The 8,414-nt window shown below is 63.2% G+C and carries 7 protein-coding genes; all 7 read left to right on the top strand.

The genetic code is table 11. The features are described from left to right. Positions 1-1,332 (top strand): Mu transposase C-terminal domain-containing protein (locus AC1DY5_RS32090; protein ID WP_478118049.1); only part of this gene is annotated, 1,332 nt, incomplete at its 5' end. 54 nt (positions 1,333-1,386) lie between these two features. After that, positions 1,387-2,205, top strand: coding sequence for a TniB family NTP-binding protein (locus tag AC1DY5_RS32095; protein WP_478118051.1), 819 nt, complete (start codon positions 1,387-1,389; stop codon positions 2,203-2,205). Continuing rightward, positions 2,168-2,719, top strand: coding sequence for a TniQ family protein (locus AC1DY5_RS32100; protein ID WP_478118053.1), 552 nt, complete (start codon positions 2,168-2,170; stop codon positions 2,717-2,719). The genes AC1DY5_RS32095 and AC1DY5_RS32100 overlap by 38 nt, the downstream gene beginning before the upstream one ends. Before the next feature lie 883 nt (positions 2,720-3,602). Beyond that, on the top strand, positions 3,603-3,941 hold the full coding sequence (locus tag AC1DY5_RS32105; RefSeq protein ID WP_478118055.1) for a hypothetical protein: 339 nt from the start codon (positions 3,603-3,605) through the stop codon (positions 3,939-3,941). Positions 3,942-4,265: 324 nt separating this feature from the next. Beyond that, entirely contained in the window at positions 4,266-5,909 is a 1,644-nt protein-coding gene (locus tag AC1DY5_RS32110; protein WP_478118056.1) for an acyl-CoA synthetase, read from the top strand. Positions 5,910-5,917: 8 nt separating this feature from the next. Next, positions 5,918-7,711 carry an acyl-CoA dehydrogenase gene (locus tag AC1DY5_RS32115; protein WP_478118058.1) on the top strand — a complete coding sequence of 598 codons (1,794 nt, stop codon included), beginning with the start codon at positions 5,918-5,920 and terminating at the stop codon, positions 7,709-7,711. A 12-nt stretch (positions 7,712-7,723) separates the two neighbouring features. Then, positions 7,724-8,212, top strand: a complete 489-nt coding sequence (locus AC1DY5_RS32120; protein ID WP_478118060.1) for a MaoC family dehydratase — start codon at positions 7,724-7,726, stop codon at positions 8,210-8,212. The last annotated feature ends 202 nt before the right edge of the window (positions 8,213-8,414 follow it).

An 8,414-nucleotide genomic window follows, 5' to 3' on the forward strand; every position in this document is an offset into this window, starting at 1 on the left:
CAGCGGGAACTGGCGCACCCGCTGCTCGACCTGTGCAGGGAGATCGGGCGACAGTGCAAAGCTGCCAAGGTTACGCCACCTTCCAGGAACACCGTCGCTGACCGTTGGGCAGTCTATCGGGAAGAGCAAGCGGCCCTGCTCGCAAAAGATCCCAGCGCCCAGAAGGCGCCTGGCAACTTCAATGCAGAGTCGCTGCTTGACATCGTGCAGATCGACCACACGCAAGCCGATGCCTTCGTGGTAGACCCCTGGTTCCGGCGCTCCATCGGCCGCCCCTGGCTGACGCTGGCGATCGACATCGCTTCGCGCTGCGTGGTTGGGTGCTACGTTGGCATGGAACGCCCGAATGCCGGAACGGTCGCCCTGTTGCTCAGTCGCATTGCGCTGCCCAAAGCACCGTGGCTCAAGGCGCTCGGCGTGGATGCAGCGTGGCCGATGCAGGGGATACCCAAAATTCTTCACCTGGACAACGCCGCCGAGTTCAAGAGCAAGGCGCTGAGAGCCGGCTGTGCGCAGTACGGCATCGACCTCATGTACCGCCCAGTCGGGCGGCCGCATTTCGGCGGTCACATTGAACGTCTGAACCGTACGCTGATGCAGCGCCTGAAAGGATTGCCGGGCGCCACCGGCAATTCGGCCAAGGGCCGCAAGGCGCGCAAGCCGGAGGAGAACGCCGCGCTGACCCTCAAGGAGTTCGAGCGCTGGTTGGCCGTCGAGATCGCCATGCGCTACCACCACAGCGAGCACCGCGGGCTCATGGGGGCCACTCCCGCCAACGCGTGGCAAACGTTGGCAGAGGTGCAACAGCCTCGCCAACTAAGCCCTGGTCCAGAGGAAGCGTGGAACTGGCTGGTTCATTTCATGCCATTGACCCATCGTACGGTTCAGGGGGACGGCGTGACGATCTTCCATATTCGGTACTGGCATCCGATCTTTACGGCGTGGCGTGTGGAGCGAAAAAAGGTGCTCGTGCGCTATCACCCGGAAGACCTGTCGCGCATCTTCGTGTCGACCAACGGAAGACAGTACCTCGAGGCCCGGTACGCCGACCTTCGGCGCCCTGCCATCTCGCTGTGGGAGCAGCGGGCGATGTGCCGCGTCCTGCGCGGCGAAAAACAGCCTGTGTCCGAAGGATCCATCTTCAGGGCAATCGAAGCGCAACGGCAAATCATCGTGAAGGCGCGATCGGACACCCGGCTGCAACGTCGGGAGACCCCACACTGGAAGCCCAAGTCGCGCCCTCCCCCTTGGGCGCCGCCGACGGAAGTCGACGCGCAGGCAGAGGTCGACTACAGCAAGACGCTCAAGCCGTTCAATGTAGAAGTCTGGTGATACCGTGAGCACCGCGATCCTCGGTCACCTGCAAGCGTCCACGCGCGCCGAAGCATGCTGGACGCTGCTGCAAGGATCCGATCGCTGAGGCGTGACCGATGGATCGACTACCCCAGGGCAAGCCAGGCGCTTTTGAGACTCGAGGGGCTGCTCGAAATGCCGCCGAGGGCGCGGATGCCCTGCATGGTGCTGCACGGCGACTCCAACATCGGCAAGACGCTGATCGTGGCCAAGTTCCAGCGAGAGCATCCCGACAGATTTGATGAAGTCAAGGGCGTGGAGCGGCGTGATGTTGTCGGGATGCAGATGCCCGCGACACCGGATCAGCATCGGTTCTACTCTGCCCTGCTGTTCGAGCTTGGTGCGCCACACAGCGCTTCCGCGAGCCTCTCGGTACTCGAACGGCTGGCCCGAGAACTCCTTCGTCGCATCGCTCCGCGCATGCTGATCGTCGATGAAGTTCACCACCTTCTTGCCGGAAACTACCGCGAGCAGCGGGCCTCGTTGAACTTGCTCAAGTTCCTGGCGAATGACCTGAAGTTCAGTATCGTGGTGGTCGGCACCGCCGACGCGCCGCTGGCGTTGGCCTCGGATCCCCAGATGATCAGCCGCTTCACGCCGTTCGAGATTCCGCGGTGGCGCGAGAGCGATGATCTTCGACGGCTGTTGGGCGCCTTCGAGCGGGTGCTCCCGTTGCGCAAGCCTTCGGACCTGATGCAACGCCCCATTGCTCAGTTCAACCTGGTGGCGAGCGGCGGCCTGACGGGCGAGATCTCACGGCTGCTCAATGAAGCCGCGGCACTCGCGGTCCCCGATGGCTCGGAACAGATCACGCTTGCTCATCTGGAACATGTCGCACTCGCTGATCAGTGAGCACCGCCCGCTGCCGTTCGCACCCAGACCGTTCGACGCCGAGGTGTTGGGTGGATGGATTGGCCGCATTGCGGCGAGCTACAGAATGTCCGTGCAGGCGTTCGCGGCGACGTGCGAACTCGACTTGCAGACAGCGGACGGACAAGGGTGGCTGCTGATGCCGGAGTTGCCGCAACACACGGTAGACCGCCTTGCGGCGCTGACCAGGATCAGTAGAGACAGAGTCAAAGACATTCGGGTTCCGCCGCCCTGGGAGGGACCAAGGAAGCACTTCCGCTATTGCGCGCGGTGTGTGTTCGTGAATCCCCTGGACGTCGCAGCGCCGATCTGGCGGCGAGAGTGGCTCGAGCAGAACTTGTCGGCCTGCCCGTTTCACGGGAACGAGTTCCAGACGTTGCGGGCCGGTGGGGTGCTCGCCTGCAAGAACCTCGATAAGCTGCTTGCACTGGTGAGTCGCCAGGAACGAGAACTGCGCGACGGGACCTTCCCCAGGCGCGCTAGCAGATTTCGTTGAGCGGCTAGCGCATTTCGCTGACCTGGCTAGCGGCTTTAGCTGACTTCAACAGATGCCGCCTTCCTCCAGCCGAGCTTTCCACGTGTATACGGTCTGGCGTGCCGCGCCGACTGCGGCTGGGGAAGCAGGATGTACATGACGGCAATGAACAATTCATGAATGACCTGCGCAGCGTGACGGGGTTCAACTGGGAAGACGGCAACGCCCGCGGGAACCAAGAGCTTGGTGTTTCGATGGTCGAAACCAAGCAAGTCTTTTTCCCCTTGCTGCTTCGCGGATCCAGGAATTTGTCCTACGGTTCGACTGGATGCGTGACTACCGGTTCGCGACGGGGGCGGGCCTAGCTTGAGACCGGAGCGCCAGTGCTCCGATGACTCAAGAGGCATTTACATGGCAAACCAATCAGGTCCGAACAACCCGAATCAGACGGGCAATCAGCCCAACAACCCCGGCCAGCAGCAGCAAGATCCGGGAAAGCAACAGCCGGGTCAAAGCAGCCCGAGCAGCCCAGGGCAGCAACAACAAGACCCAGGTAAGCAACAGACTGGCCAACAGCCCGGCCAAGGCACACAGCAGCAACCTGGTCAGAAGCGCTGAGCCGGCTCTCCGCCCGGCTTGGTGCCGAGCGGCTGAGTTTCGGACCGGCGCGAGCGCGTCATTTCGCAGGTTATTCCCGATACAAGACTGCGATCTCTTTAGACGTCTCAGATCTGCCCACCAGCGGCCCCTTGTTGTCAAAAGCGCCTTCCGCTCCGAGTTCAAAGGCTCCGTCGCCTGGTCCGCGCCGCTCGTCAGTTCGATGCTGCAACTGTGATCGAATTGTGTTCAGGCAAGCGCCACTCGGGGAACCGGAGCAGTTGAATCCGGCGCAGGAGATGAAGTGATGAGCATTAATCTATTGAGGATGCTCGCACAAGAGCAACTCCCACTGACCGTTGTCGACAGGGCTCGCATCGACCTGCTTCGAAAGCTTGACGCCGCGGGCTACGTCAAGGCCTTCATTCCGGCCGTCCGTATCGATTGCGACAACTGTGCACGGCAGGATCCTGCGGTTGATATTGAAATCACTGCTCGCGGGCGGTGGGCGTTGTTCGAGAGCATCGCCCGGGAAGCTCAACAAGTGATCCTCGAACCGCTGGCGTCGGAGCGGCCTCAAAAGGCCGAACCAGGCGAAGGGCGCTTGGCCCGTCTACTTGGCGGCACACTTTCGCCTCACGGCTGAGACCGTTCGACGGCAATAGCCCATCGAGACGAATGCGGTCATTCATGGATCGGCTACCCGGCCTCGATGCGCCGTCTGCCGCCCGTGGTGTCGTGCCGCTGGCTGCTGCTGAAGCCGCTGCTTCCTGCGCGCTCGGCGGTGTCGGGACACGGACATTGGCGCAGTAGCAGTACTTCGGTGCTCCCCTGCAAGCGAACACGCTGTAGTCGCGCACTACGCGCACCTGTCCCGATGCGCGCCAGCGCACAGACCAACCCACCTGGAGCGCCTATGTTGGTACGGCGAGCCGCCAGAAGCGGCGGCGACACAAGAACGGACAACACCATGACAAGAACCCACCCCTACGAATTCGGCCTGGACAAGAACGAGGCCAACTTCGTGGCCTTGTCGCCCCTCAGCTTCATTGAGCGATCAGCCGGCGTCTACCCTGGGCATGTCGCGCTCGTCTACGGATCGCGACGACAAAATTGGCGCGACACGTATGCGCGCTGTCGCCGGTTCGCCAGCGCGCTGGTGCAACGTGGCGTGGTCGCCGGCGACACCATCGCTGTCATGCTTCCCAACGTGCCCGCCATGTTCGAGGCCCATTTCGGCGTGCCGATGACGGGCGCCGTGCTCAACACGCTCAACACCCGGCTTGATGCGGAGGCCATCGCCTTCATGCTGCAACACGGTGATGCCAAGGTTCTTCTGACCGACCGCGAGTTCGCCGGCGTGATCGAGAAAGCACTCGCGATGGTCGGCGACAGGAGGCCATTCGTGGTCGAGGTCGACGACGACGATGCACCGGCCGGCAAATCGCTCGGTGACGTTTCCTACGAGTCTTTCCTCTCGCATGGCGACCCCAATTTTCGCTGGAAGCTGCCTTCCGACGAGTGGAATGCCATCGCCCTGAATTACACCTCTGGCACCACGGGCAACCCCAAGGGGGTGGTGACGCATCACCGCGGCGCCTACCTCAATGCTGTTTCAAATGTCGTGACTTGGGAGATGCCACGCCACCCCGTCTACCTCTGGACGCTGCCGATGTTCCATTGCAACGGCTGGTGCTTCCCGTGGACCCTAGCCCTGCAGTCCGGCGCCAGTGTTTGTTTGCGCAAGTTCGAGCCGGCGGTGGTCTTCGACCTGATCCGCGAGCACCGGGTTACCCACCTGTGCGGTGCGCCCATCGTTTACGGCATGCTGATCAACGCGCCCGAAGCGCAGCGAGCGGGCATCGGCCAYGCTGTCAAGGGCCTAATCGCCGGATCGGCGCCGCCCGCCGCCATCATCGAAGGCTGCGAACAGATGGGCATCGCGATCACCCATGTCTACGGGCTGACCGAGGTCTACGGGCCGGCGGCGGTATGCGCCCAGCAGGCAGAGTGGGCTGCGCTCCCGGTTGGCGAACGCGCCCGCCTGAACGCGCGCCAGGGCGTGGCCTATCCGATGCAGGAGGCCATCGTCGTGCTCACCCCCGACACGATGGAGCCGGTCCCGGCCGACGGGGAGACGATCGGCGAGATCTTCTTCCGTGGCAACCTGGTGATGAAGGGCTACCTGAAGAACGCGCAGGCCACGCAGGAGGCGTTTGCAGGCGGCTGGTTCCACACGGGCGACCTGGGGGTGACGCAGTCCGATGGCTACGTCAAGATCAAGGATCGCAGCAAGGACGTGATCATCTCCGGCGGCGAGAACATCTCCAGTGTCGAGGTCGAGGAGGTGTTGTATCGCCATCCCTCGGTGCTCGCGGCGGCCGTCGTCGCCAAGCCGGATGAGAAATGGGGCGAGGTGGCCGCGGCCTTCGTTGAACTGCGCGTCGGGGCCACTGCGACGGAGGCGGAAATCATCGCACATTGCCGCGCGGAAATGGCGCGATTCAAGGTTCCCAAGCAGGTTATCTTCGGCGAGTTGCCAAAGACCTCCACTGGCAAGATTCAGAAGTTCGTGTTGCGCGAGCAGTTGCATTCGGCTGCAGCCATCGAGTAAGTGCTGTCATGAACTTCTATTCACCCCCACTGCACGAGATGCTGTTTGCCATGAAAGAGCACGGCGGCCTGGACGCAGTGCTCGCCCAGGTCGGCAACGAAGAAGTCACCGGCGACCTGGTCGAGGCCATCCTCGAGGAGGCGTCGCGATTCGCGAGCGACGTGCTGGCGCCCCTCAATGCCCGGGGCGACACCCAGGGCTGCCGATGGAACAACGGCGTCGTGACCACCGCCGACGGATTCAGGCACGCGTACACCGGCTTTTGCGAAAGCGGATGGAACGGCATGCCGTCGGGCACCGAGTTCGGCGGCCAAGGCATGCCCACCCTGGTGTCGACCGCGGTGCTCGAGATGTGGAAGGCGTCGAACATGGCGTTCTCGCTGTGCCAGATGCTCACGCTCGGCGCCGTGGAGGCCATCACCCATCACGGCAGCGAGGCACTGAGGCAGCATTACCTGCCGGCGATGATCGAAGGCCGCTGGACCGGCACCATGAACATCACCGAGCCGCAGGCCGGCTCCGACCTCGCGGCCATTCGCACCAAGGCCATCCCGGATGGAGACCACTACCGCATCAGCGGCACGAAGATCTTCATTACCTGGGGCGAGCACGACATGGCCGAGAACATCATCCACCTCGTGCTGGCGCGCCTGCCCGATGCACCCCCGGGCGTGAAGGGCATCTCGTTGTTTGTCTGCCCCAAGTTCCTTGTCAATGCCAACGGATCGCTTGGCGAGCGCAACGACCTCGTGTGCGCCTCGATCGAACACAAGATCGGCATTCACGGCAGCGCCACCGCGGTGATGTCTTTCGGAGAGGGGCCGGGCGCGATCGGCTGGCTTGTGGGCGAGCCGAACAAGGGACTCGCGTGCATGTTCACGATGATGAATCACGCGCGGCTGAACGTGGGCCTTGAAGGCGTCGCCATCTCCGACCGTGCCTACCAGAAGGCCCGACAGTTCGCGCTCGATCGCGTGCAGGGCAAGACGCTGGGGCGCGAAGGCGTACCCAGCGCGACCATCATCGGCCACCCGGACGTGCGCCGCATGCTGATGGACATGAAGGCGCGTGTCGAAGCGATGCGCGCGCTGGCCTACTACACGGCCGGCCAGATGGACCGCGCACACGGCCACGAAGACCCTTCAACGCGGCAAAAGGCCCAGACGCTCGTAGACCTGCTGATCCCCATTGTCAAGGGCTGGTGCACCGATAACGCGCTTGGCATTACTTCGGACGGCGTGCAGATCCACGGCGGCATGGGATTCATCGAAGAGACCGGCGCTTCCCAGCACATGCGCGATGCGCGAATCACCACCATCTACGAGGGAACGACGGGCATCCAGGCCAACGACCTACTCGGGCGCAAGCTGACGCGCGATGGCGGCGCAGCGATGAAGGAGCTGATCGCGACGATGCAAGCCGACGTCGAATCGCTTCGAGCTACGGGCGCAGCCGATGACGCGGTGCTTGCGGGCGTTTCCCATGCGGGCGGCAATGGGTTGCGTGCACTCACCGAAGCCAGTGACTGGTTGCTAGCCGCTTCGTCGCGCGACGCGGCGGCCGGGGCAGTGCCGTATCTGCGGCTCTGTGGCACGGTGATTGCCGGCTGGTTGACAGCGCGCGCCGCGCAAGTCGCCACGCTGCGGTTGGCACGCGGCGACGCCGATGCCGATTTCCTGAACGCCAAGCGAATCACGGCGCACCACTATGCGATGCACGTGTTGACCGGGGCCGGCGCATTGCGAGACACGGTCCTGCATGGGGCGTCCACGACGCTGGGTCTGACTGATGCCCAGTTTTAGCTTGGGGACAACATGAACGAAATGAACGGCTACGACGTCGAAGACCTGAAGGTGGGCATGCGCGCGACCTTCTCGAAAACCATCACCGAGGCCGACATCGTCCTGTTTGCTGGCGTCTCGGGTGACAACAACGCCCTGCATGTGAACGAGGAGTTCGCGGCGACGACGCGCTTCGGCGGCCGCATTGCGCACGGCTTCCTTACAGCCAGCGTGATATCGGCCGCAGTGGCCAACCACCTTCCCGGACCCGGCACGATCTATCTCAGCCAATTGCTCAATTTCCGTGCGCCGGTGCACATTGGCGAAACGGTGCACGCAAGTGTCAGCGTCAAATCGGTAGACCCCATTCGGCGCCACGTGATGCTTGAAACCATCTGCACAGTCAGAGAGACCGTGGTGATCGACGGCGAGGCGTTGGTGATGACAACCTCATCCGCAAAGCGCCCTGCCTCGGGCGCTGCCGCGCAAACACAGAAGACGCCTGCGCTCAGCCTGGCCTGAGTGCGGGCCCTCCGCTTCGCGTGCGCCTGCTTTTGTGCGCGACCGACATCAGCGTGCGCCATGACTCCGCCTGTCGGTGCTCCAGCGCACCGACAGGACACCCGCTTCGTCGTATACAGGAAAGGCACGGAGATGGGCGCACGCACAGGTTCTGTGCAACGGAATCGGATCTCGAGGCCTTTGGGAGTCTTTGCTCCGATCG

The organism is Variovorax sp. P4_D9, assembly GCF_056401695.1.